This window comes from Pseudomonas sp. GW823-FHT05G12 (genome assembly GCF_058795575.1).
In genome coordinates, this window is the sequence record NZ_CM179501.1 from 2111872 (window position 1) to 2137616 (window position 25745).

The 25745-nt window shown below is 63.3% G+C and carries 23 protein-coding genes and 1 pseudogene; 6 read left to right on the forward strand and 18 right to left on the reverse strand.

From position 1 onward, the window contains the following. Positions 1-27 precede the first annotated feature (27 nt). Positions 28-384: a VOC family protein gene (locus AC3RCM_RS09500; protein WP_003251273.1), complete on the forward strand. Its 357-nt coding sequence runs from the start codon at positions 28-30 to the stop codon at positions 382-384. Next, positions 384-1004: a TetR/AcrR family transcriptional regulator gene (locus AC3RCM_RS09505; protein ID WP_028697673.1), complete on the forward strand. Its 621-nt coding sequence runs from the start codon at positions 384-386 to the stop codon at positions 1002-1004. Before AC3RCM_RS09500 ends, AC3RCM_RS09505 begins: the two co-directional genes overlap by 1 nt. Before the next feature lie 133 nt (positions 1005-1137). Here the strand turns inward: AC3RCM_RS09505 and preA are convergent, their stop codons facing one another. The 3 genes from preA to hydA form a co-directional block, all read right to left on the reverse strand. Continuing rightward, positions 1138-2412, reverse strand: a complete 1275-nt coding sequence (gene preA, locus AC3RCM_RS09510; RefSeq protein WP_064491940.1) for an NAD-dependent dihydropyrimidine dehydrogenase subunit PreA — start codon at positions 2410-2412, stop codon at positions 1138-1140. Beyond that, on the reverse strand, positions 2413-3780 hold the full coding sequence (locus AC3RCM_RS09515) for an NAD(P)-dependent oxidoreductase (RefSeq protein WP_492629539.1): 1368 nt from the start codon (positions 3778-3780) through the stop codon (positions 2413-2415). Between the two features lie 135 nt (positions 3781-3915). After that, a complete protein-coding gene (gene hydA / locus AC3RCM_RS09520) occupies positions 3916-5355 on the reverse strand; it encodes a dihydropyrimidinase (RefSeq protein WP_014590358.1) in 1440 nt (479 codons plus the stop codon). A 342-nt stretch (positions 5356-5697) separates the two neighbouring features. On the opposite strand from hydA, the gene AC3RCM_RS09525 reads away from it, so the two are divergent. Both AC3RCM_RS09525 and AC3RCM_RS09530 read left to right on the forward strand, forming a co-directional pair. Further along, complete coding sequence (locus AC3RCM_RS09525) at positions 5698-7188, forward strand: NCS1 family nucleobase:cation symporter-1 (protein ID WP_064491939.1); 1491 nt, start codon at positions 5698-5700, stop codon at positions 7186-7188. A 49-nt stretch (positions 7189-7237) separates the two neighbouring features. Further along, entirely contained in the window at positions 7238-8521 is a 1284-nt protein-coding gene (locus AC3RCM_RS09530) for a Zn-dependent hydrolase (RefSeq protein WP_064491938.1), read from the forward strand. Here AC3RCM_RS09530 and AC3RCM_RS09535 read toward each other — a convergent pair. The 3 genes from AC3RCM_RS09535 to nhaB all read right to left on the reverse strand — a co-directional run bounded on the left by AC3RCM_RS09535 (position 8518) and on the right by nhaB (position 11759). Continuing rightward, complete coding sequence (locus AC3RCM_RS09535) at positions 8518-9477, reverse strand: ribonuclease Z (protein ID WP_104886357.1); 960 nt, start codon at positions 9475-9477, stop codon at positions 8518-8520. The genes AC3RCM_RS09530 and AC3RCM_RS09535 overlap by 4 nt on opposite strands. An 87-nt stretch (positions 9478-9564) precedes the next feature. After that, complete coding sequence (locus AC3RCM_RS09540) at positions 9565-10110, reverse strand: lipocalin family protein (RefSeq protein ID WP_020193701.1); 546 nt, start codon at positions 10108-10110, stop codon at positions 9565-9567. A gap of 146 nt (positions 10111-10256) precedes the next feature. Further along, on the reverse strand, positions 10257-11759 hold the full coding sequence (gene nhaB, locus AC3RCM_RS09545; protein ID WP_104886355.1) for a sodium/proton antiporter NhaB: 1503 nt from the start codon (positions 11757-11759) through the stop codon (positions 10257-10259). A 150-nt stretch (positions 11760-11909) separates the two neighbouring features. Between nhaB and AC3RCM_RS09550 the strand changes: the two genes are divergently transcribed. Further along, positions 11910-12722, forward strand: coding sequence for a crotonase/enoyl-CoA hydratase family protein (locus AC3RCM_RS09550; protein ID WP_104886354.1), 813 nt, complete (start codon positions 11910-11912; stop codon positions 12720-12722). 36 nt (positions 12723-12758) lie between these two features. Further along, positions 12759-13589: an NAD(+) diphosphatase gene (gene nudC, locus AC3RCM_RS09555; RefSeq protein WP_104886353.1), complete on the forward strand. Its 831-nt coding sequence runs from the start codon at positions 12759-12761 to the stop codon at positions 13587-13589. 27 nt (positions 13590-13616) lie between these two features. Here nudC and AC3RCM_RS09560 read toward each other — a convergent pair. The 12 genes and pseudogenes from AC3RCM_RS09560 to AC3RCM_RS09615 form a co-directional block, all read right to left on the reverse strand. Then, positions 13617-13748, reverse strand: a pseudogene (locus AC3RCM_RS09560) (TSUP family transporter); the annotation flags it as partial. A 3-nt stretch (positions 13749-13751) separates the two neighbouring features. Further along, complete coding sequence (locus AC3RCM_RS09565) at positions 13752-14528, reverse strand: RHS repeat-associated core domain-containing protein (protein ID WP_155741801.1); 777 nt, start codon at positions 14526-14528, stop codon at positions 13752-13754. 110 nt (positions 14529-14638) lie between these two features. Then, positions 14639-15418, reverse strand: a complete 780-nt coding sequence (locus tag AC3RCM_RS09570) for a TSUP family transporter (protein WP_060489072.1) — start codon at positions 15416-15418, stop codon at positions 14639-14641. Between the two features lie 183 nt (positions 15419-15601). Then, positions 15602-16432 carry an alpha/beta fold hydrolase gene (locus tag AC3RCM_RS09575; protein WP_064491933.1) on the reverse strand — a complete coding sequence of 277 codons (831 nt, stop codon included), beginning with the start codon at positions 16430-16432 and terminating at the stop codon, positions 15602-15604. A 185-nt stretch (positions 16433-16617) separates the two neighbouring features. Beyond that, entirely contained in the window at positions 16618-17907 is a 1290-nt protein-coding gene (locus AC3RCM_RS09580) for an NAD(P)/FAD-dependent oxidoreductase (protein WP_064491932.1), read from the reverse strand. A 146-nt stretch (positions 17908-18053) separates the two neighbouring features. After that, a complete protein-coding gene (locus AC3RCM_RS09585) occupies positions 18054-20015 on the reverse strand; it encodes a DNA topoisomerase III (RefSeq protein WP_198747841.1) in 1962 nt (653 codons plus the stop codon). Positions 20016-20225: 210 nt separating this feature from the next. Continuing rightward, positions 20226-20654 (reverse strand): GNAT family N-acetyltransferase, encoded by a 429-nt coding sequence (locus AC3RCM_RS09590; RefSeq protein WP_003251237.1) that lies wholly within the window; start codon positions 20652-20654, stop codon positions 20226-20228. After that, positions 20647-21813 (reverse strand): ribosomal protein uL16 3-hydroxylase, encoded by a 1167-nt coding sequence (locus AC3RCM_RS09595; RefSeq protein ID WP_014590368.1) that lies wholly within the window; start codon positions 21811-21813, stop codon positions 20647-20649. Before AC3RCM_RS09595 ends, AC3RCM_RS09590 begins: the two co-directional genes overlap by 8 nt. 81 nt (positions 21814-21894) lie before the next feature. Continuing rightward, on the reverse strand, positions 21895-23265 hold the full coding sequence (gene purB, locus AC3RCM_RS09600; RefSeq protein ID WP_010954819.1) for an adenylosuccinate lyase: 1371 nt from the start codon (positions 23263-23265) through the stop codon (positions 21895-21897). Positions 23266-23480: 215 nt separating this feature from the next. Then, entirely contained in the window at positions 23481-24107 is a 627-nt protein-coding gene (gene hflD / locus AC3RCM_RS09605; RefSeq protein WP_010954818.1) for a high frequency lysogenization protein HflD, read from the reverse strand. Continuing rightward, positions 24104-25228: a tRNA 2-thiouridine(34) synthase MnmA gene (gene mnmA / locus AC3RCM_RS09610; protein ID WP_064491931.1), complete on the reverse strand. Its 1125-nt coding sequence runs from the start codon at positions 25226-25228 to the stop codon at positions 24104-24106. The genes hflD and mnmA overlap by 4 nt, the downstream gene beginning before the upstream one ends. A 59-nt stretch (positions 25229-25287) precedes the next feature. Further along, positions 25288-25728: an NUDIX hydrolase gene (locus tag AC3RCM_RS09615; RefSeq protein WP_010954816.1), complete on the reverse strand. Its 441-nt coding sequence runs from the start codon at positions 25726-25728 to the stop codon at positions 25288-25290. Between the last annotated feature and the right edge of the window lie 17 nt (positions 25729-25745).

Genomic DNA, 25745 nt, shown 5'->3' on the forward strand with positions numbered 1-25745 from the left:
GCCAAACCCTTTCGGCACGGAGCATACATGGGCATTCGCGGTACTGACCGGCAGATCGACAACATCGAGTTCAATGTCAGCGACATCTCACGGAGCAAGGCCTTCTATGGCAGTGTATTCGGCTGGGCGTTCACCGACTACGGGCCGACCTACACCGAGTTCAGCGATGGCCGGTTGACGGGTGGCTTCACCACGGGTGAGCCGGTGCGCCCGGGCGGGCCGCTGGTCATCCTGTACGCTGACGACCTGGAGGCCACGCAGCAACGGATCGAAGCTGCCGGGGCGAAAATCAGCCGGGCGACCTTTGCCTTCCCCGGCGGGCGGCGCTTTCATTTCATCGACCCGGACGGTTATGAGCTGGCGGTGTGGACGGCCCAAGCCTGATGGCCAATCACAAGATCGAAATCCGCCGACGCAATATCGAAAAAATCCTGCAAGCGGCGGAAAAGGTGTTTGCCGAGAAGGGCTACGGCGCCACCTCCATGGGCGATATTGCCGAGCAGGCTGAGCTGCCACGCTCCAACCTGCATTATTACTTCAGCACCAAGGACGAGCTGTTCCGCGCGGTGCTGCAGGACCTGCTGGATGTGTGGAAGCAGGACGCCCTGTGCTTCGAGAACTTCGACGATCCGCGTGTGGTGCTGACCAGCTACATCCGGGCGAAGATGGGGCATTCGCGCTCGCGGCCGCTGGGCTCGAAAATCTGGGCTGAAGAGATGCTGCACGGGGCGCCGGTGCTGGGGGTTAACCTCGACGAAAGCCTGGTGCCCTGGGCGAAGATGAAAGAGGCCAAGATCCGCTGTTGGGTGGAAGAGGGGCGCATTCTGCCGGTGGAGCCGTCGGCGCTGCTGTACATGATCTGGGCCTCGACCCAGCATTACGCCGACTTCGGCTACCAGGTGCAGTTGCTAAACGGCGGCGAGATGCTGTCGGACATGGCGTTCGAGAGTGCGGTGCAGACGGTGACCAGCGTGATCTTGCGGGGGATCGGGCTGGAGCCGTGAACCGGCGATGGAGGCCGCTGCGCGGCATTCGCGGGCTTGCCCGCTCCCACAGGTTCTGCGCTGTCCTCAGAAACGGCGCAGTCCTGTGGGAGCGGGCAAGCCCGCGAAGGGCTGCATGGCAGCCCCCATTGCTTCAACTGGCCTCGCGGTACGGGTTACGCGGATCCTGCGTCCAGTTCAGGTACGGCTTGCCGGTGTCCTGTGCCTCCATTTCGATGCAGTTTTCCACCGGGCAGGTGATCTGGCACAGGTTGCAGCCCACGCATTCCTCTTCGATCACACTGTAGGCATGCGTGCCGTCAGCCTTCAGCGTGCTTGCAATCGCCTGGTGCGAGGTGTCCTCGCACGCAATGTGGCAGCGCCCGCAACCAATGCACGCCTCCTGGTCAATGTGCGCTACCGATTTATAGTTGATGTCCAGGTATTTCCAGTCGGTGGTATGCCCCACCGCCTGCCCGCGGAACGCTTCGATAGTGGCATGCCCATGCTGGTCCATCCAGCGTGCCAGGCCGTCCTGCATGTCCTCGACGATACGGAAGCCATGCAGCATCGCTGCCGTGCACACCTGCACGGCGCCACTGCCCAGGGCCATGAACTCGGCGGCGTCACGCCAGTTACCGATGCCGCCAATGCCACAAATCGGCAAGCCCCGCGTTTCCGGGTCGCGGGCGATTTCCGCCACCATGTTCAAGGCAATCGGCTTCACTGCCGAACCGCAGTAACCGCCATGGGTGCTCTGGTCTCCGACAATCGGGTGGGCCACCATGCGGTCCAGGTCGACGCTGGTGATGGAGTTGATGGTGTTGATCAGCGACACGGCATCGGCCCCGCCTCGATGCGCGGCGCGGGCCGACTGGCGGATATCGGTGATGTTCGGCGTAAGCTTCACGATCACCGGCAGCGCGCAGTACGTCTTGCACCAGCGGGTGACCATTTCCACATATTCCGGCACCTGGCCGACGGCCGCCCCCATGCCGCGCTCCGGCATACCGTGCGGGCAACCGAAGTTCAGCTCGATGCCATCGGCCCCCGTGGCTTCCACCAGCGGCAGGATGAACTTCCACGATTCCTCTATGCACGGCACCATCAGCGACACGATCAGTGCGCGGTCGGGCCAGTCCTTCTTCACCTGGGTGATCTCGCGCAGGTTGATTTCCAGGGAGCGGTCGGTGATCAACTCGATATTGTTGATCCCCTGTACCTGACGGTTGGGGCCATAGTGGGCCGAGTAGCGCGACGACACGTTGACCGCCGCAGGGTCTTCGCCCAGGGTTTTCCAGACCACGCCGCCCCAGCCGGCCTCGAAGGCGCGGACCACGTTGTAGGCCTTGTCGGTTGGCGGTGCGGAGGCCAGCCAGAAGGGGTTGGGTGCCTTGATGCCGGCAAATACGATAGACAAGTCGGCCATTTACGCTGCCTCCACGTTGAGCATGAGTTGGGCATGGATGGCTTCGGCGGCCAGCTTGCCGTGTTGCACGGCCTGCACGGTAAGGTCCTGCCCCAGCGCGGTGCAGTCGCCGCCTGCGTACACGCCCGGCAGGCTAGTCTGCAGGTTTTCGTCAACGCGGATGCGCTCACCCTCGCGGGCCAGTTGCGTAGCCACCGGGTCGCCGAGGCTGGCATCGTCAAAGCGTTGGCCAATGGCCTTGAAAATGGCGTCCGCAGCCAGCTCGAAGGTTTCGCCGGTATCGCGCAGGCGGCCTTCCGCCAGCTCGGTGCGGGCAAAGCGCATGCCGCGGACCTTGCCGGCCTCATCCAGCAGCACGGCATCAGGGCGGGCCCAGGTGTGCAGGCGTACCTGGTTGGCCTTGGCAATGTCCTGCTCGTGGCCGGTCGCGCCCATGTCGGCGTGGCCACGGCGGTACACCAGGTTGACGTCGCGGGCCCCCAGACGGCTCATCTGCACGGCCATGTCGATGGCCGTGTTGCCAGCACCGATCACCAGGCAGCGGTCGGCCAACGGTAGCTGGCTCAGGTCATCGGCCTGGCGTAGCTCGCGGATGTATTCGGTGGCGGCGACCACACCGGGGGCTTCCTCGTCGGGCAGCCCTAGCTGGCGCACGGCATTCAGGCCGAGGCCCAGGAACACCGCGTCGTACTGATCGCGCAGTTCGCCCAGGCTGAGGTTGCCACCCAGGCGCTGGCCATGGCGGACTTCGATACCGCCAATGCCCAACAAGAAATCCACTTCACGCTGGGCATAGTCGTCTACCAGCTTGTAGCGGGCGATGCCGTACTCGTTGAGGCCACCGGCTTTGTCGCAGGCCTCGAACACCACCACGTCATGCCCGTGCATGGCCAGGCGGTGGGCGCAGGACAGCCCTGCCGGGCCGGCGCCCACCACGGCGATTCGCTTGCCGGTGGCTGCCGAGCGCTTGAACGGGTGTGCGCTGAACTGGGCGTTGTCCAGGGCGTAACGCTGCAGTTGGCCGATCAGCACCGGCGCGCATTCCTGGGCGTTGTTGCGCACGCAGGCTTGCTGGCAGAGGATTTCGGTGGGGCACACGCGGGCGCAACTACCGCCCAGAATGTTGGCCGAAAGAATGCGCTCGGCGGCGCCTTGCAGGTTTTCGTCACTGATGCGGTGTATGAACGAGGGGATGTCAATTTCGCTGGGGCAAGCGTTGACGCAGGGGGCGTCGTAGCAGTACAGGCAGCGTGCACTTTCCAGGGCGGCCTGACGCGCGGTGAGGGGTGGGGCCAGGTCGCTGAAGCGCTCGGCCAACTGGTCGGCGCCGGCCCGTGGGCGCGGCAAATGGTTCAGGGCGTTGGTCACGGTTGTAGCCTCTCTATTTTTTTTGGTGCAGGCGACAGGTATTGCGGTCGATTCTGGGGCCGCTCCCACAGGCGATGGCGGTCCTTGTGGGAGCGGCCTTGCGTCGCGATGGGCTGCACAGCAGCCCCAATGACTTCAGCGCTGAACAGGCATCGGCCGCTGATGCTCGGCCCGGCGCCCCAGCACCTCATACACCGCCGGGTACGCCGGCCGTTCCACATAGCGCCCCGCGCCCGGCTCGGCGCGCAGGTCGCCATCGGCCCAGAGCACCTTGCCCTGGCTGATGGTGTGGCTTGGGATGCCGCGCACGGTGCGGCCTTCGAAAATGTTGAAGTCCACCTGCTGGTGGTGGGTTTTGGCGGAAATGGTGCGGGTGCCCTGCGGGTCCCACAGCACCAGGTCGGCATCGGCACCCACGCGGATAGCGCCCTTGCGCGGGAACAGGTTGAAGATTTTCGCCGTGTTGGTAGAGGTCAGCGCGACGAATTCGTGCATCGACAAACGCCCGCTGTTGACCCCGGCATCCCACAGCACCGCCATGCGGTCTTCGATGCCGGCGGTGCCGTTGGGGATGCGGCTGAAGTCGTCGCGGCCCATGGCTTTCTGCTCGGCGCAGAAGCAGCAGTGGTCGGTGGCGGTGGTGTGCAGGTTGCCCGATTGCAAGCCGCGCCACAGCGCCTCCTGGTGTTCGCGTGGGCGGAACGGCGGGCTCATCACATAACCGGCGGCGGTGGCCCAGTCCGGGTCACGGTAGACACTGTCGTCCAGCAGCAGGTGGCCGGGCAGCACCTCGCCATACACCGGCTGGCCCTTGCCTCGGGCATAGGCGATTTCATCCAGTGCCTCGCGGCTGGAAATGTGCACCAGGTACAACGGCGTGCCGAGGGTTTCGGCAATGCGGATGGCGCGGCTGGCCGCTTCGCCTTCAACCTGCGAGGGGCGCGACAGCGGGTGGGCTTCCGGCCCGGTCATGCCCTGGGCGAGCAGTTTCTTCTGCAGGTGGTACACCAGCTCGCCGTTTTCGGCATGCACGGTGGGCACCGCGCCCAGTTGCAGGCAACGCTCGAAGCTGGCCACCAGGGTATCGTCGGCGGCCATGATCGCATTTTTGTAGGCCATGAAATGCTTGAAGCTGTTCACCCCGTGCTTGGCCACCAGCTCGCCCATCTCTTCGGCCACCTGCTCGCTCCACCAGGTGATGGCGACGTGGAAGCCATAGTCGCTGGCGCTTTTCTGGGCCCAGCCACGCCAGGTGTGGAAGGCCTCCAGCAATGACTGCTGCGGGTTTGGAATGACGAAGTCGATGATCGAGGTGGTGCCGCCAGCCAGGCCCGCAGCGGTGCCGCTGAAGAAGTCCTCACTGGCCACCGTGCCCATGAACGGCAACTGCATGTGGGTGTGTGGGTCGATGCCGCCGGGCATCAGGTACTGGCCGCTGCCGTCGAGGATCTCGCAGTCGGTGGGCGGTTCGAGGTTTTGCCCGATGGCACGGATCAGGCCATCGGCACACAGGACATCGGCGGGGTAACTCTCTTCGTGGGTAACCACGGTGGCGCCACGGATCAACAGGGACATGCCGTTTTCCTCGCAGGCTGACCGGTCTTGGCCGGTTCTTTGCATTGTCATGGATGCAGGGCGGGCAGGGCGGTCAATCCTGTCAGGCCTGACAAGATTCGAGGCTAGATGCTGATTCTGGATTCAGCAAGAAAATTTTCCCATTAAATTTGTGGTTTTTAAGTTGTTGATAAAAAAAGGAAAAAATTAACGCGCGAATGGGCGACGGGGTTTTCAGGGTATTTGACTAACTTGACAAGATGAAAATCTGGTCGAGATTTCTAAGCACAATTCCGCGTGCGAACTCCGGTCATCGAATCAGCCTGATGAGCGAAAAATAGAAGAAAAACTGGAGAAGGGCCTATGCAACAGAGCAGATCGGAAGTGGTCGAGCAAGATGGCCTGTTCGAGCTGTCCGAGGGCAGCGATGTCCTCGACAGCCCGCGCTACAACCCCGACATAGCACCGACCAAGGTGCACCAGCGCACCTGGAACAAATGGCACATCACCGCCCTGTGGGTGGGGATGTCCATCTGCGTACCCACCTACACCCTCGGCGGTGTCCTCACCGCCTACTTCGGCCTCAGTGTTGGCGAAGCGCTGCTGGCGATCCTGCTGGCCAACGTTATCGTGCTGATACCGCTTACCCTAAATGCCTTTCCCGGTACCAAGTACGGCATCCCGTTTCCGGTGCTGCTGCGTTCGTCGTTCGGCATTCTCGGCTCCAACGTACCGTGCCTGATCCGCGCGGTGGTGGCCTGTGGTTGGTTCGGTATCCAGACCATGTTCGGCGGGCTGGCCATTCACCTGTTCCTGGGTTCGGTGTTCGACGGCTGGAAGGCGCTGGGCGGTACAGGCGAGGTGATTGGCTTCATGATCTTCTGGTGCCTGAACCTGTGGGTGGTGCTGCGCGGTGCCGAGTCGATCAAGTGGCTGGAAACACTGTCGGCACCGCTGCTGGTGGCAGTGGGCGTCGGTCTGCTGTTCTGGGCCTTGCCGCACATGTCGATGACCGAGCTGTTGGCACAGCCGCCCAAGCGCCCGGAAGGGGCGAGCGTGGTCAGTTACTTCTGCGCCGGGCTGACGGCCATGGTCGGTTTCTGGGCCACACTGTCGCTGAACATTCCCGACTTCAGCCGCTACGCCCGCAGCCAGAAGGATCAGATTCTCGGGCAGATCTTCGGCCTGCCGCTGACCATGTTCCTGTTCGCTGCGCTGGGTGTGGTGCTGACCGCCGCTTCGGCGTCGCTGGTGGGCGAGACGGTGTCCGACCCGGTCAGCCTGATCGGCAAGATTCAAAGCCCGTTCTGGGTGGCCCTGGCCATGGCGCTGATCGTGATCGCCACGCTGTCGACCAACACCGCGGCGAACATCGTGTCGCCCACCAATGACTTCCAGAACATTGCCCCACGCCTGATCGGCCGAAGCCGCGCGGTATGGCTGACCGGCTTTATCGGCCTGGCGCTGATGGGGCATGAACTGCTGAAGAAGCTGGGCCTGATTGTCTCCGACCTTAGCCTGGAGAGCGTGTATTCCAACTGGCTGCTGGGCTATTCCAGCTTGTTGGGGCCTATTGCCGGCATCATGGTGGTGGACTACTTCCTGATCCGGCGGCAGAAGCTGGACCTGGCCGGGCTATACCGCGACGACGTGTATCCCGCGTGGAACTGGGCCGGTTTTGCCGCCTTCGCCTTGCCAGTCGGGCTGACGGTAATGGCGATTGGCAACAGCAGTTTCAGCTGGTTCTACGACTACGGCTGGTTCACCGGCTCGCTGCTGGGCGGTGCACTGTACGCCGTGCTTGGCGGTTTGGCGGCACGCAACCCGGTGCGGCTGGTCAAACCCTTGCCTTGAGGCCTCGAAGAGGCCTGTACAAACAATAAGAAGCCTGAAGGAGAAGCCCGTGACCCCCGTCAAAGAGATCCTGAAGACCAACGCCCGTCACGTCGACAGCACCCGCCTGTGGCAGTCGCTGATGGACCTGGCCCGGCTCGGCGCCACTGCCAAGGGCGGTGTCTGCCGCCTGGCCTTGACCGACCTCGACCGCCAGGCCCGCGATCTGTTCGTGCAGTGGAGCGAGGCGGCCGGTTGCTCGGTCAGCATCGACGCCGTCGGCAACATATTCGCCCGCCGCCCGGGCCGTAACCCCAAGCTGCCGCCGGTGATGACCGGCAGCCATATCGACACCCAGCCCACAGGCGGCAAGTTCGATGGCTGCTTCGGGGTGATGGCCGGGCTGGAGGTGATCCGCACCCTCAACGACCTGGGCGTGGAAACCGAAGCGCCGCTCGAAGTGGTGGTGTGGACCAACGAAGAAGGTTCGCGTTTTGCGCCGTGCATGATGGGGTCTGGGGTGTTCGCCGGCAAGTTCACCCTGGAAGACACCCTGGCCAAGCGCGATGCCCAGGGTGTCAGCGTTGGCGAAGCGTTGAACACCATTGGCTACGCCGGTCCGCGTGCCGTGTCGGGGCACCCGGTGGGGGCGTATTTCGAAGCGCATATCGAGCAGGGTCCTATCCTTGAGGACCAGGCCAAGACCATCGGCGTGGTCCTCGGCGCGCTGGGCCAGAAGTGGTTCGACCTGACCCTGCGCGGTGTTGAAGCCCATGCCGGCCCTACGCCGATGCACCTGCGCAAGGACGCCCTGGTGGGTGCAGCCGCTGTGGTAGAGGCGGTCAACCGCACGGCGCTTGCCCACCAGCCCCACGCCTGTGGCACAGTGGGTTGCCTTCAGGCGTACCCGGGCTCGCGTAACGTGATCCCGGGCGAAGTGCGCATGACCCTCGACTTCCGCCACCTGGAGGGCGAGCAGTTGAATGCGATGATTGCCGATGTGCGCGGGGTGATCGAGGCGACCTGTGCCAAGCATGGCCTGAGCCATGAGTTGGTGCCCACGGCCGACTTCCCGGCGCTTTACTTCGACAAAGGCTGTGTCGACGCCGTGCGCGAGTCGGCCAAGGCGCTGGGCCTGCCGCACATGGACATCGTCAGTGGCGCGGGGCATGACGCGATCTTCCTGGCCGAGCTGGGGCCGGCGGGGATGATTTTCGTGCCGTGCGAAAACGGCATCAGCCATAACGAGATCGAGAACGCCACGCCCGAAGACCTGGCGGCGGGCTGCGCGGTATTGTTGCGGGCGATGCTGGCGGCGTCGGAGGCAATTGCCAGCGGGCGCCTGGCGGCCTAGGCACTGGCCTCAAGAAGGCCGTTACGGCCAAGGTGATAGCGCTGCAGGTCCTGCGCCAGGGTCAACTGCCCGCTGTAATGGGCGAGGGCCTCGTCGCGCACGTTGTCGATGTGCGGGCTGCGTCGCGGGTCGTTCTGGTAGCGGGCGCTGAAATGCGTCAGTACCAGGTTGCGCACGCCAGCGGCCTCGGCAAAGCGTGCCACCTCAGCGGCGGTGCTGTGGCCGAACGTGCCCCCGGTGCGTTCGACCACCGCCTGGGTGAAGGTGGCTTCGTGCACCAGTACATCCGCACCCCTGGCGACGGCTGCCAGCAGCTCTGGTTTGTCGTTGTCCCCGCACACGATCACCCGCTGGGGCGGACGCGAAGGGCGCAGGTAGTCGTTGCCGTTCAGCAGTTGCCCATTGAACGTCACGGTCAACCCCTTGGCCAGCTCGCCCCACAGCGGACCACGCGGTATGCCCTCGGCGTCCAGGCGCTGGATGTCCAGGCGTGGCTCAGGGTTGATTTCGGTGAATACGAAACCCACGCTGGGCACCCGGTGCGACAGTTGCACGGTGGTCACCTGCAGGGTCTCGCTGCGCCATGCGATCAGCTCTTCCAAGGGCAACAGGCGCAGCTCGAACGGCAGGAAGGTGTCGCTGGCAACCAGGCCCTGGCGTACCCAATCGTGCAGTACGGCGGGCAGGATCACTTCCAGCGGCTGGGTGCGCCCGCTCATGCCCGCGCTGGCCAGCAGGCCGGGCAGGCCGAAGCAATGGTCTCCATGCACGTGGGTGATGAAAATCGCGCGCAGGTCGCGGATCGAAAGCGGGCTGTGTAGCAGGCGGTGCTGGGTGCCTTCGCCGCAATCGACCAGATACCAGTGGCTGCCACTGGCTTCGATCACGGCAGTGGCGCTGACATTGCGTGCCTTGGTGGGCACCCCGGCGGAGGTGCCGAGGAACAGCAGGTCCATGCTCAGGCTCCTGTTTCAGGCCAGAAGCGGCCAAGGTGATACGGGGCGCACACCTTAGCCGGATTGCCACCCGCCGTCGACGGCCCGCTAGTTATCCTGCCGCCAGATGAGCTCGCTGGTGTCATAACCTTGCTCTCGGGCGATTGTCAGCAGTTGCTCGCGCTGCTGGTCGGTGACCGCTGGCGTGCGCGAAAGCAGCCACAGGTACTCGCGGTTGGGGTGGCCGACCAGTGCCACGCGGTAGTCCTTGTCGTGGTAAAGCACCCAGTACTCACCCTTGGTCAGGCCCGGTGCCAGGCGGCTGAACCAGTTGTCGAAGCGCACCCACAGCTTGTCGGTGCTGCCCGGTTGCTGAGCCTCGGCGATGCCCTTGGCTTCATTCCACTGGCCGTCCTTTTCCTGGCAGCGATTGGTTACATCGATACGGCCGTCCTCGCGCAAGCCGTAGCGCGCCTCGGACTTCACGCAGTTACGCTGGAAGAACATCGGCAGGCGTGCCAGTTCGTACCAGGTACCCTGATAGCGTTGCAGGTCCACCTGCTGGGTACGCGGCGGTGCCGGGTGATCGTTGCCGGCGCAGCCGAGCAGGGCCAGGGTCATGCAGGAAAGCAGCAGTGTTGTGCGCAGCGCCATGGGTGACCTCCTTGGAGCGGATGGGGCGTACCTGTGTTTCGACGCCTGTGCGGGGAAAAAGTTGTAGACGATCTTGCCTGCGGCGAAACCCATGCAGGAGCGGGTTTGCCCGCGAAAGGCCCCGCACAGGTCCGCACAGGCCTGCCTCACAGCCAGTACGTCACCGCCCACCATCCCAACCCGCCCATCACCACGGTATAGGGCAGCGCCATCCACACCATCCGCCCATACGACAGCCGGATCAGCGGTGCAATGGCCGAGGTCAGCAGGAACAGGAACGCCGCCTGCCCGTTCGGCGTCGCCACGCTTGGCAGGTTGGTGCCGGTGTTGATCGCCACCGCCAGGGTTTCGAAATGCTCGCGGCTCATGCTGCCATCGAGAAATGCCTGCTTCACTTCGGTGATGTAGATGGTGGCAACGAACACATTGTCGCTGATCGCCGACAGCAAGCCGTTGGCCAGATACAGCATGCCCGGTTGCTGTTCGGCCGGCAGCGTCAGCACCCAGTTGATCAATGGGCTGAAAAGCTGCTGCTGATGAATCACCGCGACCACGGCGAAGAACACCACCAACAGCGAAGTGAACGGCATGGCGTCCTGGAAGGCACGGCCCAGGCGGTGCTCGTCGGTGATGCCGGTGAAGGCCGTGATCAGTACGATCACCATCAGGCCGATCAGGCCGACCTCGGCCACATGCAGCCCCAGGCAGATGATCAGGATCAGTGCAGCGAGCCCTTGTACCCACAGCGCGATGCGCTGGGCCTGGGTGCGCGCCGCATCGTCTTCGGCCGCATAGGCGGTCAGCACCCTGCGCACCGGTTCGGGCATCAGCGTGCCGTAGCCGAACAGGCGCGCTTTTTCCAGCAGCACGCAGGTCACCAGGCCAGCACCCAGCACTGGCAGCGATACGGGCGCCACCTTCAAGAAGAATTCGACGAAGTGCCACCCCATCTCGTGGCCGATCAACAGGTTCTGCGGCTCGCCCACCAACGTGCAAACGCCGCCCAGGGCGGTACCCACAGCGCCATGCATCAGCAGGCTACGCAGGAAGGCGCGGAACTGGTCGAGGTCTTCCCGGTGCAGGTGAGCGACTTGCTGGTCGCTCTCCAGTGCGCTGTCCTCGCGCGGATTGGCCCCGGACGCGACGCGGTGGTACACCGCGTAGAAGCCGACCGCAGCGCTGATGATCACCGCCGTGACGGTCAGGGCATCGAGAAACGCGGATAGAAACGCCGACAGTACGCAAAACAGCAGCGCCAGAATGGCCTTGGAACGCACCCCGAGCAAAATGCGTGAGAACAGGAATAGCAACAGTTCCTTCATGAAGTGGATGCCGGCGACCATGAACATCAGTAGCAGGATTACCGGGAAGTTGTGCTGCAGTTCCTCGTACAGCGCCTGTGGCGTGGTCATCTGCAACAGCAGGGCTTCGATCAGCAACAAGCCACCGGGCATCAACGGGTAGCATTTCAGGGCCATGGCCAGGGTGAAGATGAATTCGACTACCAGTGCCCACCCCGCTGCGGCGGGGCCAATGGTTGCCAGCAGGAGCGGATTGAGCACCAGGAACAGGCAGATGACCGCTTTGTACCAAAGCGGCGACTGGCCCAGGAAACCGTGAGCGAGGGCGCCGGTCAGGGAACGCGACATGAATATGTATCCTTATGATTCAGCGATGGCGCACGGTGCCGGATAAGCGCGTCTGAGGCAAGGCGCACAGTCCCGTTTTTGGCACATGTACGGCCATTGGGCTGGGTTACCATCGGTGTCATGAACCTTTCACCCATAGGAGTGCCGCCCGTGACCGAGTACAGTGCATTCAAGGTCGAACTGACCGACAGCATCGCCCATGTTCAGATCAATCGCCCAGAGAAGGTCAACGCGATGAATGCGGCCTTCTGGGAGGAAATCGTCGACATCTTCCAGTGGATCGATGACACCGATGCCGTGCGCGCGGTGGTGATCAGTGGCGCTGGCAAGCATTTTTCCGCCGGTATCGACCTGATGATGCTGGCCTCGCTGGCCGGGCAGATGGGCAAGGACGTGGGCCGCAATGCACGCTTCCTGCGCAAGACCATCCAGCGGCTGCAGGCCTCGTTCACCGCTGTAGACACGTGCCGCAAGCCGGTACTGGCGGCGGTTCAAGGCTACTGCATCGGCGGCGCCATCGACCTCATCTCGGCGTGCGACATGCGCTACTGCAGCAGTGACGCGCAGTTCTCGATCAAGGAAATCGACATGGGCATGGCTGCCGATGTCGGCACATTGCAACGTTTGCCACGCATCATTGGCGACGGCATCATGCGTGAGCTGGCGTTTACCGGGCGCAATGTCGAGGCCGACGAGGCGCTGCGTATCGGCCTGGTCAACCGAGTCTATGATGATCAGGCTGCACTGATGGACGGCGTCTTTGCCATCGCCCGCGAGATTGCCGCAAAATCGCCGATCGCCGTGGCCGGCACCAAGGAAATGCTCAGCTACATGCGTGACCATCGCATCGACGATGGCCTGGACTACATTGCCACCTGGAACGCCGCAATGCTGCAGTCCGAAGACCTGCGTGTGGCTGTGGCGGCGCACATGAGCAAACAGAAACCGACGTTCGCCGACTGATCGGGCCGGGGGACGCGCAGTAAAGGAACCCCCGACATGTCAGCACGCTGGACTACTGCAGTACTCGACCCACAGATGACCGGGGGGCTGGCCGTGGCCCGCAGCCCTGAAGGGTTTCTGGTGGACGCCAACGGCGCGCTGTTCCCCCGCGACTGGCTAAAGCGCCAGGACCTCGACGTGCTGTGCGAGCATGGCATCGGCCACTTTGACGGCCAGCCGGTGTTCCTGCTGGAACTGCGCAGCGCCACTGATGTGCCTGGCTGCAGCTGGCGCGGCCTGCGTGCGTTCATGCTCGAAGGCGACTTCGACACCTACAAGGTGCTGGGCTATGCCGCACAGATCGGCACCTGGGCCCGCGAGCATCGCTTCTGCGGCAGTTGCGGCCAGGCGATGACGCAAATTCGCTGGGAGCGGGCGATGTATTGCCAACCCTGCGACCTGCGCAGCTATCCGCGCATTTCACCCAGCATGATCGTGCTGGTGACCCGCGGCGATGAAATCCTGCTGGCGCGTTCGCCGCGCTTCGTCACCGGGGTGTACAGCACCTTGGCAGGTTTTGCCGAACCGGGTGAATCGGCCGAAGACTGCCTGGTGCGCGAAGTGCGCGAAGAAGTGGCGGTGGAGGTGAAGAACATTCAGTACGTCGGCAGCCAGTGCTGGCCGTTTCCGCATTCGATGATGCTCGGTTTCCATGCCGAGTACGCCGGTGGCGAGATTGTCATGCAACCGGACGAGATAGAGGACGCCAAGTGGTTCAGCGTCCACGACCTGCCGCCGCTGCCGGCCGGGCGGTCCATCGCCCGGTACCTGATCGACCTGTATGTTGCGCGGCGGCTGGGCTGTGATATCCCTGCTTTCCCGTCCTAGCTGCAGTGAGAAGTGTTCATCGCCCCTCACCGATAGGCCCATGCACAGGCCGGCGATGTAGTCCACCTGCCCGGAAATGATGAACACCGTCAGCGCCGAAATGTTGCTGACGAAGTTCATGCTGCGCGCCACGTCGCTGGCGCGAACCGGGTCGATGGGTATTCAGGAATCGTTATTCTGATTACTGGTATATGCTCGGGAATCTGGTGTCGCTTGGGGGGAGCTCCCTGCCCAACGTATGGTATTCATTGCCCGAAAAAAAGGGTTGGGGAGACCTAAGCTATCTGGGCTAGTTTCGGAATACGGCGGTGGTGGAAGACCTTGATTTTGTGAAAGAGCAGCAGCTAATTCGTGCGGGGTCAATCCAGACTGTAGTTCTGCAAGCCTGCTGTCAGTGGCTTCGATCTTAGCGGTGACATACTGTAATCGCTTTACCAGCTTTGGGAGGAGGTTATACGATCGAAGTTGTGCTGCTTCTGGTATGTCGCGCTCAAGCTGAGCCTTTTCTGCCAGTCGTTTTGGTAGCTTTTTCGCCATTTTAACATCCCAGCCAGTTGCCTTGCTGCTGAAACGCCACCCCGAGTACTTTTGCAGGTCTGGATGGTCGTGAGCGGCTATTATCTCTGTCATCTTATAAGCAGGTTCGGGGCGACTGAACAGTTTCTTGATCCAATTCTGGCCTGAATGATCTAGCCTGTTTATTGGGTCGGCAGAGCAATAGGCGTAGGCGTTTATGCCTCCTTTACTGAAAGGGCTTAGGCTGTCGGACGAGAGGAACCTCATCAAATTCGGGTTATAAGTACGCTTGCCGTTTCCCAGTAGGTAGCAGCCTGTCCATATGTCGCGAGGTGCTCCCGTGAAACCCAGTACGTAAATATTCCCTGGCTTAGCTGAGGCTCCATAGCAGGTATATTGGAAGGAAATAACCTTGCTCTGCATTTAGATATTTCCGTTGATGAGAGGCGTCATATATTTACAATTCCTTGCGCACCCCTCAACTGGCATAAATGATAGTACGGCTGATGGGCCTCATGATCGGGTACAAAGGTTCAGGCCTGCCCGAACCAGTGTTGCCACGCTAGGCGCACGGTCAACGCCAGCACCACGGTGATGAACACCGGGCGGATGAACTTGCTGCCGCCGCTGATCGCCGTGCGTGCGCCGAAAAAGGCGCCGACCATCACCGACAGGCCCATGCACAGGCCGACGATGTAGTCCACCTGCCCGGAAATGATGAACACCGTCAGCGCCGCGATGTTGCTGACGAAGTTCATGCTGCGCGCCACGCCGCTGGCGCGTACCAGGTCGATGGGGTATAGCAGCAGGGTACTGACCGTCCAGAACGCCCCGGTACCTGGGCCGGCTACGCCGTCGTAGAAGCCCAGGGTGAAGCCTTGCGGCACTTGCCACTTTTTCTTGATCGGTGCATCGGCATCCAGCGGTGCCTTGGGCGTGCCGCCGAACAACAGGTAGATGCCACAGGCGAAGACGATCACCGGCAACATCTTGTTCAGCCATTCGGCTGGCATGTAGTGGGCAATGACGGCGCCGAGCGACGCCCCGGTCAGGGTGGCGAACAATGCCGGGCGCCACTGCGCCGGGTGGAATAGTTTGCGTTTGTAGTAAGTGAAACCTGCAGTGGCCGAGCCGAAGGTGGAACTGAGCTTGTTGGTGCCCAGGACCAGGTGCGGTGGCATGCCGGCAGTGAGCAGGGCCGGAGTGGTGAGCAGGCCCCCGCCACCGGCGATGGCATCGATGAATCCGGCGACGAAGGCAACCAGCGCCAGGATCAGCAGGGTGAGGGGTTCTACGGTGAGTTCGAAGGGCATGGGTTTTTGACAGGCAGGGAGGCAAGGAGGCGGCAAAGTGCTGCACTAGAAGGGGAGCATGGTAATCCTGGGGAAGGTGTGTTGCCAGTGCCGGCCCTTTCGCGGGCAAGCCCGCTCCTACGAAGATGGCGCAATCCCGTAGGAGCGGGTTTACCCGCGAAAGGGCCGGTACTGGCGAAAACATCAACTACGAATAAACGCCAGCAAATCCGCATTGATCACATCGGCATGGGTGGTCGGCATGCCATGCGGGTAGCCTTTGTAGGTTTTCAGCGTGCCATTGGGCAGCAGCTTGGCCGACAATACCCCGGAGTTTTCATAGGGCACGATCTGGTCATCGTCGCCGTGCATCACCAGCACCGGCTGCGTGATGCCCTTCAGGTCCTCGGTGAAATCGGTCTGGGAAAACGCCACGATGCCATCGTAATGGGCCTTTGCACTGCCGATCATGCCTTGGCGCCACCAGTTGCCGATGATGCCTTCGCTGGCTTCGACCCCTGGGCGGTTGTAGCCGTAGAACGGCCCTGTTGGCACATCCCGGTAGAACTGCGCCCGGTTGCTGGCAACCTGGGCCTGGAAGCCGTCGAATACCGACTTGGGCAGGCCACCGGGGTTGCCGGGGGTTTGTACCATCAAGGGGGGTACGGCCGCGATCAGCACGGCCTTGGCCACCTTGTCTTCAGGGTACCGGGCCATGTAGCGCACCACCTCGCCGCCGCCGGTCGAGTGGCCGACATGCACGGCACCCTGGGTGCCCAGGTGGGCGACCACGGCGGCTACGTCGTCGGCATAGTGGTCCATGTCGTGGCCGTCCCATACCTGGCTGGAGCGGCCATGGCCTCGCCGGTCGTGGGCGACCACCCGGTAGCCTTCAGCGAGGAAGAACAGCATCTGCGCGTCCCAGTCATCGGCACTGAGCGGCCAGCCGTGGTGGAAGTGGATCACCGGCGCATCGCGCGGGCCCCAGTCCTTGTAGAAGATCTGTACGCCGTCCTTCGTGGTTACATAGCTCATCGTCGTGTCTCCAGAGTGCAGGAAGCGAAGGGAGCTATTGAGAATAGGAGGAATTTTGGCGGGTATCAGGAAGTTGTGTTGCCTGTGCGGTCCTCTTCGCGGGTGAACCCGCTCCTACAGGGGGCTCATGGATTTTGAATGCGCAGGAGCGGGTTCACCCGCGAAGAGGCCCGCACTTATGCCCTTCAGACGCGATCGCGCATGCGGTACCAGGCCTTTGCCGCAGCTTCCAATGGCGCAGCCAGCAGGTCGCCACCGGGAAAGCGGCCGTTGTCGATGGCTTGGTACAGCGCCAACAGGTCTTCATCGCCGAGAATGGCATCGCTGACCGCACGCGCCGCCGCCAGGGTCGGCAGTACGCCATGGCCGGAGAAACCCTGCAACCAGTAGCGCTGGCCCTCGCGGCCGACGTCCGGGGTGCGCTTGATGCTGCAATCGATGTGGCCACCCCAGGCATAGTCGATGGCCACCCCGGCCAGTTGCGGGAATACCCGCTCCAGGTACGGGCGGGTGGCGCTGGCGACGTCCTTGGGAATGCCGCCCAGGTAAGTGCAGCCACCGCCGAACAGCAGGCGGTGGTCTGGGGTGAGGCGGAAGTAGTCGGGCACGAACTGGTTGTCGATCACGCAACTGTTGCGAGGTAGTAACGAATGGGCGAAGTCGGCATCCAGAGGCGCAGTGGCTACCTGGTAGGAACCGACTGGCAACAGGCGACGCGACAGGCTGCGGTCTAGGCGATCGATGTAAGCGTTGCAGGCCAGCACCAATACCTGGCAACGAACTTCGCCACGGTCGGTACGGGCGACATAGCCGTCGCGAGCCTGCTCGTAGCTGCGCACCTGGCTCTGTTCGTAGATTCGCCCGCCGGCAGCCTCTATGGCATTGGCCAGGCCCTGCGCCAGTTTCAGCGGGTTGAGGTGGGCGCCTTTGGCGTCGTACAGCGCGGCCTGGTAGCGCGGGCTGTCGACCCATTGCGGCAACTCGTCACGGCCGATCAGGCGCAGGGCGTCGTAACCCCATTTATGTTCGGCATCATGCAGGGCCTCTTCGAGCATTTTCACCCGGCGCGGCAATACCGCAGTCCACAGGCTGCCCTGCCGGTAGTCGATGTCGAAGCCGTGGCGTTGGGGCAGTTCGCGCATTTCGTCGGCGGCCCAGCACATGCTGGCCCATAGCCGTTGGGTGCGTTCGGTGCCAAGGGCCTGCTCCAGCGGCGGCATGTCGCACGACCAGCCCAACAGCGCCTGGCCACCGTTGCGTCCGGAGGCCGCCCAGGCAACCCGGCTGGCCTCCAGCAGCGTTACGCGTTTGCCGGCCTGGGTCAGGCGCAGGGCAGTGTGCAGGCCGCTGAAACCGGCGCCGATGATCAGCACGTCGGTGTCTTGAGCGCCTTGCAGGGTAGGGCGTAATGGGATGTTGGCGGGGTAGGTCTGGGCGTAGTAACTGGCGACGTGCTGGGCGGATTGTTTGAACATGCAGGATTTTCCGTGAAAATTATTATGTTTATTTTCATGAAAAGTTAGCAGTTAAATTTCACGTTGCCAATGTGTTGGTCGGGGTTTGTGGTTTGCCTGTGGTTAATGTGTTGCCTGGGCTGGCCTCTTCGCGGGTGAACCCGCTCCTACAGGGGGGCTCGCTTTTTTCGCGCCTGTCGTGGCTTGTTTGGGGTCGCCTTGCTTCCAGTCGCTTTGCTCTTCCCGCCACCGCGACGTTTCTTTTTCCAGGGCGGGGCCGCCCCGGCCGCTGGCCCGCTGATGGTCATGCGCATGCCGCTGCAACGCTCGACCAGCTTGCCCATCCACGCTGACTGCCGGGCGACGAACTCGTCCAAGGTCATCTCGCCGCTTTGCACCATGTCCAGCGCCTGCTCCCAGATCGCCGTGGTGCCGGGGTCGGCAATCGCGCGGGGAACAGCGTCGATCAGGCTGAAGGCCGCAGGTGTGGCCGACAACGCCTTGCCGTTCTTTACCAGGTAACCGCGGTCGAGCAGACCTTGGATAATGCTGGCGCGGGTGGCCTCGGTGCCGATGCCGGTGGTTTCCTTGAGTTTCTGCTTCAGCCGAGGATCATCCACCAGCTTGGCCACGTTTTTCATCGCTTTGATCAGGTCGCCTTCGGTAAACGGCTTGGGCGGCTGGGTCCACAGGTCTTTCAGTTGCAGGCCGTTTACGTTGCAGTCCTGGCCTTCGCGCAGCGCTGGCAACACCTGGGCCGGTGGTGCCTCGCGGCCTTTGGCCGGGGTCAGCGCTTCGGGCAAGGCGCGGCGCCAGCCCGGCTCGACGATCTGTTTGCCCACAGCACGCAGCGCATGACCGGCGCAGTCGAAGTCGGCCTGGGTGCGGTCGTACTCATGGTTGGGCAGGAACTGCGCCAGATAGCGGGCGCGGATCAGGGTGTACACGGCCTTGTGCTTGGCCGGCAGGCGCGAGGGGTCGCTGGCGGCGGCGGTGGGGATGATGCCATGGTGAGCGCTGACTTTGGCGTCGTTCCACGCCCGCGAGCGGCGTTGCGGCTCCAGGTAGGGCTGCAGCGGCGCAAGGCTGGCATCGGCCCGTTGCAGGGCGGCAAGGATGGCGGGTGCCTCGGCGTGCTGGCTTTGTGGCAAATAGCCGCAATCGCTGCGCGGGTAGGTGATCAGCTTGTGTGTTTCGTACAGTGCCTGGGCAATGTCGAGGGTTTCCTGGGCGCCGAGGCCGAACTTTTTCGAGCACAGCTCCTGCAGGGTGCCAAGGTCGAAGGGCAGCGGTGCCGCTTCGCGCACACGCTCGGTCGCCACCTTTACCGCTCGGGCAGTGCCGGCATGGCCGATGTCGGTGGCGGCCTGCTGTGCCAGGCTTTGCTTCAGGCAGCGGCCTTGGTCATCGCAGGCGTCTTCGGGAGCGCGCCATTGGGCATTGAAGCGTTGGCCGGCGTGTTCCAGCTGTACGTCGATGGCCCAGAACGGCACCGGCACGAAGTTGGCGATGCTGCGATCACGGTCGACCACCAGGCGCAAGGTCGGCGTTTGCACGCGGCCTACCGGCAGCACACCCTGGTAGCCGGATTGGCGGCCCAGCAAGGTGAACAGCCGGCTCATGTTCATGCCGATCAGCCAGTCGGCGCGTGAGCGGCCCAGCGCCGAGTGGTACAGGTTGAACGTCTCGTGGCCTGGCAGCAGGCGTGCCAGGGCCTTGCGGATGGAGGCGTCGTCCAGTGCCGACAGCCACAGGCGCTGCACCGGGCCTCGGTAGCGGCAGTGCTCGACCAGCTCGCGGGCAATCATTTCGCCTTCGCGGTCGGCGTCGGTGGCAATCACCAGCTCCCGCGCTTCACCGAGCAGGCGCTTGACCGCCTTGAACTGGCTGGCGGTCTTGGGCTTTACCAGCATCTTCCACTTGTCTGGAATGATCGGCAGGTCGGCCAGGTTCCAGCGCTTGTAACGTTCGTCGTAGCTGTCGGGCGGGGCGGTTTCCAGCAGGTGGCCGATGCACCAGGTTACGCAGATGTCGGTGCCTTGCCAGCAGCCGTCGCCTTTGCGGTTGGCGCCGAGCACTTTGGCGATGTCTTTTGCCTGGGAGGGTTTTTCGCAGAGAAACAGGCGCATGGCCGGGGACGCTTCATCGGGGTGGTGGGCCATAGGATGCGCAAGCGGGGGCGCAGAGGCAAGTTTTATCTGGATGGATGTACAGGTTTTTTGTCAGCGGGGATGTATATCGCCTGAGCCGGCCTCTTCGCGGGTAAACCCGCTCCTACAGGGAAGCGCGGTGCTTGTAGGAGCGGGTTTACCCGCGAAGCGGCCAGTGCAGGTGATGGATCAGGCGCGCGAGTCGCGCACCATGTCGACATGCGGGATGCCAGCTTCGAGGAATTCCTCGCTGACTACGCGAAAGCCCAGCCGCTCATAGAACGGCGTGGCGTGCACCTGGGCGCTGAGCATCTGCTGTTTCAGGTCGCGGTTCTGCGCTTCGACGATGACCGCATTGACCAACGCATCGCCCACCTTCAGGCCACGCCAGTCCTTGAGCACCGAGATGCGCCCGATGGTGCCGTCGGCCAGCAGGCGCGCAGTACCGATTGGATAGTCGCCTTCCAGGGCCAGGAAGTGCAGGGCGTCCTGGTCTTCCGAATCGAACTCCAGCTCTGGTGGAATGTGCTGCTCGGCGACGAACACGGCTTCACGGATACGGCGGATGTCGGCGTTGTCTTTGTGCCAATCGGCGAGGCGAACGCTGATCTTATTCATTGGCGAATCCCAGGCTCCCTTGTTTGACCAGCTGCTGTACCAGCATCAGGCCATCCTCATCCTGCAGCCACTCGGCCAGGTTATCGATGTGCAGGGCGTCGGCCGCACATACCAGCTTCAGCAGCTCTCGCAGTTTGCCAGGCAGTGGGCAACTACGGCCGCTGGCGAACAGCAGCAGGTCGTCTTCGAATTCGGACCAGGCCAGGCGTGCGCTGGGGTTGCGGATCAGGATGGCGCCTTGCTCAAGGGCATTGATCAGCTCTTCCTCGCTCAGCTCTTCGCCAACGATCTGCTCGGGGTAGCGCGGCTCGGTCATGAACTGGCCGAACCAGGTCAGCAGCAGGTCCTTGTCGCCCATGTGCTTGTCGAGCAGCGCCTTGAGGCGGTCGAGGGCATCGTGCTGGATCTGGTGCGGGTCGCTGACCGGCTGGGCGTCGGCGTCGCTGTAGCGCTCTTCGTCGGGCAGGAACTGGCCGAGGAAGTCGGTGAAGTGGGTCAGCACTTCGGCAGCGCTCGGTGCGCGGAAGCCGACCGAGTAGGTCAGGCAGTCATCCACGGCCACGCCGTAGTGGGCCAGGCGCGGTGGCAGGTAGAGCATGTCGCCGGGCTCCAGGGTCCACTCGCCGCTCTGCTCGAACTCGGCCAGGATACGCAGGTCGGCGTGCTCCAGCAGCGGGCTGTCACTGCTGCACATCTGGCCAATCTTCCAGTTGCGCTGGCCGTGGCCTTGCAGCAGGAACACATCGTAGTTGTCGAAGTGCGGGCCGACGCTGCCACCCGGGGCGGCGAAGCTGATCATCACGTCATCGATACGCCAGCTGGGCAGGAAGCGGAAGTTTTCCAGCAGTTCGGCCACTTCCGGAACGAACTGGTCAACGGCCTGTACCAGCAGGGTCCAGTCTTTTTCCGGCAGTTCGGCGAAGGTGTCTTCGTTGAACGGGCCGCGGCGCAGCTCCCACGGGTGTGCGCCGTGCTCCAGCACGATACGCGACTCGACTTCGTCTTCCAGGGCTAGGCCGGCGAGCTCGTCGGGGTCGATCGGGCTGATGAAGTCCGGGAAGGCCTGGCGTACCAGCAGCGGCTTCTTCTGCCAGTAGTCGCGCATGAATTCGCGGGCCGAGATGCCGCCGAGCAGCTGCAGTGGAGTATCAGGATTCATGTTCAACCTATTGAAAAAACGTAATTTTCGTACGGGAATAAAAACGCCCGGCCAGGCCGGGCGTTGTACGCGACGCTCAGCTTAGATGCGTTTGGCCTGGGCCGCCGCGTTACCGATGTAGGTAGCGGGGGTCAGCTGCTTGAGCTCGGCCTTGGCTTCGGCTGGCATGTCCAGGCCGTCGATGAAGGTCAGCAGCGCTTCTGGGGTGATGCCCTTGCCACGGGTCAGCTCTTTGAGCTTCTCGTAGGGGTTTTCGATGTTGAAGCGGCGCATCACGGTCTGGATCGGCTCGGCCAGCACTTCCCAGCAGGCGTCCAGGTCGGCGGCGATGCGAGCTTCGTTGACTTCCAGCTTGCCGATGCCTTTCAGGCTGGCCTCGAAGGCGATGACGCTGTGGGCAAAGCCCACGCCCAGGTTGCGCAGCACGGTGGAGTCGGTCAGGTCACGCTGCCAGCGCGAGATCGGCAGCTTGCTGGCCAGGTGCTGGAACAGCGCATTGGCGATACCCAGGTTGCCTTCGGAGTTTTCGAAGTCGATCGGGTTGACCTTGTGCGGCATGGTCGACGAGCCGATTTCGCCGGCGACGGTCTTCTGCTTGAAGTAACCCAGCGAAATGTAGCCCCACACATCACGGTCGAAGTCGATCAGGATGGTGTTGAAGCGGGCGATGGCGTCGAACAGCTCGGCGATGTAGTCGTGCGGCTCGATCTGGGTGGTGTACGGGTTGAACTGCAGGCCCAGTTCGTCTTCGATGAAGGCGCGGGCGTTCTCTTCCCAGTCGATCTGCGAGTAGGCCGACAGGTGGGCGTTGTAGTTGCCCACGGCGCCGTTGATCTTGCCCAGCAGCGGCACGGCGGCAACCTGGGCGATCTGGCGCTCCAGGCGATACACGACGTTGGCCAGCTCTTTACCCAGGGTGGTCGGCGAAGCCGGCTGGCCGTGGGTGCGCGACAGCATTGGCACTTCGGCGTGGGCGTGGGCCAGGGCGCGGATGGCGTCGGCGACCTGGCGCATCAGCGGCAGCAGCACTTCGTCACGGCCGGCGCGCAGCATCAGGGCGTGGGACAGGTTGTTGATGTCCTCGCTGGTGCAGGCGAAGTGGATGAACTCGCTGACCTTGGCCAGCTCAGGCAGCTTGGCGGCCTGCTCCTTGAGGAGGTATTCAATGGCCTTGACGTCGTGGTTGGTGGTGCGCTCGATTTCCTTGACGCGCTCGGCGTGCTCCAGCTTGAAATCGGTGGCCAGGCTGTCCAGCAGGGCGTTGGCTTCGGCGGAGAACGCCGGCACTTCGCCGATTTGCGGGTGGGCGGCCAGGCGCTGCAGCCAGCGCACTTCGACCAGGGCGCGGAAACGGATCAGGCCGAATTCGCTGAAAATGGGGCGCAAGGCCTGGGTTTTGCCGGCATAACGGCCGTCTACAGGGGAAACCGCAGTGAGCGAAGAAAGCTGCATGGGGTGTTCTCGGACAGTCAGGCTTTTGGAAGGGCGCATATCATACATGAAAAATGCGCCTGGGTCGGGTGGCTGACCAAAGGTCGGCCCAATTTGGATCTGGTGGCAGACCCTGTGGGAGTGGGCATGCCCGCGAACACCGGCGTAGCCGGTGCCATACACCGCGTCGCCTGCTTCGCGGGCACGCCCGCTCCCACAAAGGGCTGCCCAGCCCGTCAGTTGGGGCTGCGCATCATGTCGTACAGTTCGTTCAGCAACTTGCGCCGGCTGAACACCAGTTGCCAACGGTGCCCGCCCAGCTGCCGCCACAGTCGCGCGGCGCGGATGCCGGCCAGCAGCAGGGCGCGGATCTTCGAGGCATTGTTGGGCTGCTGCAGGAAGCGCATGTCGCCATGCACCTGGATGCGCTGGCGCAAGGTGCTCAGGGTGTCCTGGTACAAGGCTCCACTGGAAGCGATGACGTTTTCGTGAACCAGGCCGAAATGCTCGGCCTGCGACTGGATTTGCGGCAGGCGGTTGCCGATGGTGTCCAGCAGGTCGCCACGCTTGTTCAGCTGGCGCTCCAGGCCCAGCATCGACAGGGCGTAGCGCAGCGGCTCGCGTTGCAGGCTGTTGGGGTCGCGCTCAAGGGCGCCGATCAGCGCTCGGTAGCCGTCACGCAGGTTCAGGTCGTCACCGCCGAACACCTCCAGGGTGTCCTTGGGGTCGCGCACCAGCAGGCTGCCCAGCATGCAGCCGATATTGGCTTCACTGGCCTGGCCGGTGCGGGCGATGCGGTCGACAAGCACGGCGGCCTGGAACACACCACCCAACGCGATCAGCTGCTCCTGCAGGTTGCTCATGCGCGCGGGCTCCACGGCTCGGCAGCCTCGATCACGCCGCCGCCCAGGCACACTTCGCCATCGTAGAACACCACGGACTGGCCCGGCGTCACGGCGCGCTGAGGCTCGTCGAACACGGCGCGGTAGCCGCTGGCGGTGCGTTCCAGGGTGCATCGCTGGTCGCTCTGGCGGTAGCGCACCTTGGCAGTCAACTGCCGTGGGCTGTCGAGGTCGATCGGGTTGACCCAGAAAATTTCCGAGGCCAGCAGGGCGCGGGAGAACAGCCATGGGTGCTCGTTGCCCTGGCCGACCACCAGCACGTTGCGGGCCAGGTCCTTGTGCAGCACGTACCACGGCTCGTCACTGGCATCCTTCAGGCCGCCAATGCCCAGGCCCTGGCGCTGGCCGATGGTATGGTACATCAGGCCATGGTGGCGGCCGATCACTTCACCTTCGGTGGTTTCAATGTCGCCTGGCTGGGCCGGCAGGTACTGCTTGAGGAAGTCGCTGAAGCGGCGCTCGCCAATGAAGCAGATGCCGGTGGAATCTTTCTTCTTGGCGGTGGCCAGGCCGTGCTTTTCGGCGATGGCGCGTACTTCGGGCTTTTCCAGTTCGCCGACCGGGAACAGTGTGCGGGCGATTTCCTGGCCGCCGACGGCGTGCAGGAAGTAGCTCTGGTCCTTGTTCGGGTCCAGGCCCTTGAGCAGTTCGGTGAGCGCGCCAGTATCGCGGCGGCGCACGTAGTGGCCGGTGGCGATCAGGTCGGCACCCAGCGACAGGGCGTAGTCGAGAAACGCCTTGAACTTGATTTCGCGGTTGCAGAGGATGTCGGGGTTGGGTGTGCGGCCGGCCTTGTATTCCTCAAGGAAGTGCTCGAACACGTTGTCCCAGTATTCGGCGGCGAAGTTGGCGGTGTGCAGCTTGATGCCGATACGGTCGCACACGGCCTGGGCGTCGGCCAGGTCTTCACGGGCGGTGCAGTATTCGGTGCCGTCGTCCTCTTCCCAGTTCTTCATGAACAGCCCTTCCACCTGGTAGCCCTGCTCGATGAGCAGAAGGGCTGAGACGGAAGAGTCCACGCCGCCGGACATGCCGACGATGACGCGGGTCTTGGCGGGGTCTTTAAGTGCTGGGCTGGTCATGGGTACCGGTGTGTATCAAGGGGGAAAAACGCCGATTCTATCAAACCCGCGGCGCCGCGTCAGTCGCGTAGCAGGTCGAGGCTGTGCAGCGGGCCTTTGAGGTAGTCATCCAGGCAGCGCGGCACCAGCTCGCTGCGCCAGCGAGTGGGGTCGGCCAGCAGTTCGTCGCGGGTCAGCCACACGGCGCGGACGATGTCGCTGTCCAGTGCCAGGTCGGCGTGATGGCGCACGGGGCGGGCGGCGAAGCAGACGCGCTGGTAGGTCACGCCGTTGCTGGGGGCGGTGTACAGGTAGATGCCGACCACGCCGGTCAGCTCGACTTCCCAGGCGGTTTCTTCCAGGGTTTCGCGCAGGGCGGCCTGGGGCAGGGTCTCGTTGGGTTCGAGGTGGCCGGCAGGCTGGTTGAAGACGTGCTGGTTGGCTTTGAATTCCTCGACGAAGAGGAACTTGCCTTCGTGCTCGACGATGGTGGCGACGGTGATGTGGGGTTGCCAGGTCATTTGCCATGTCCTTTCAG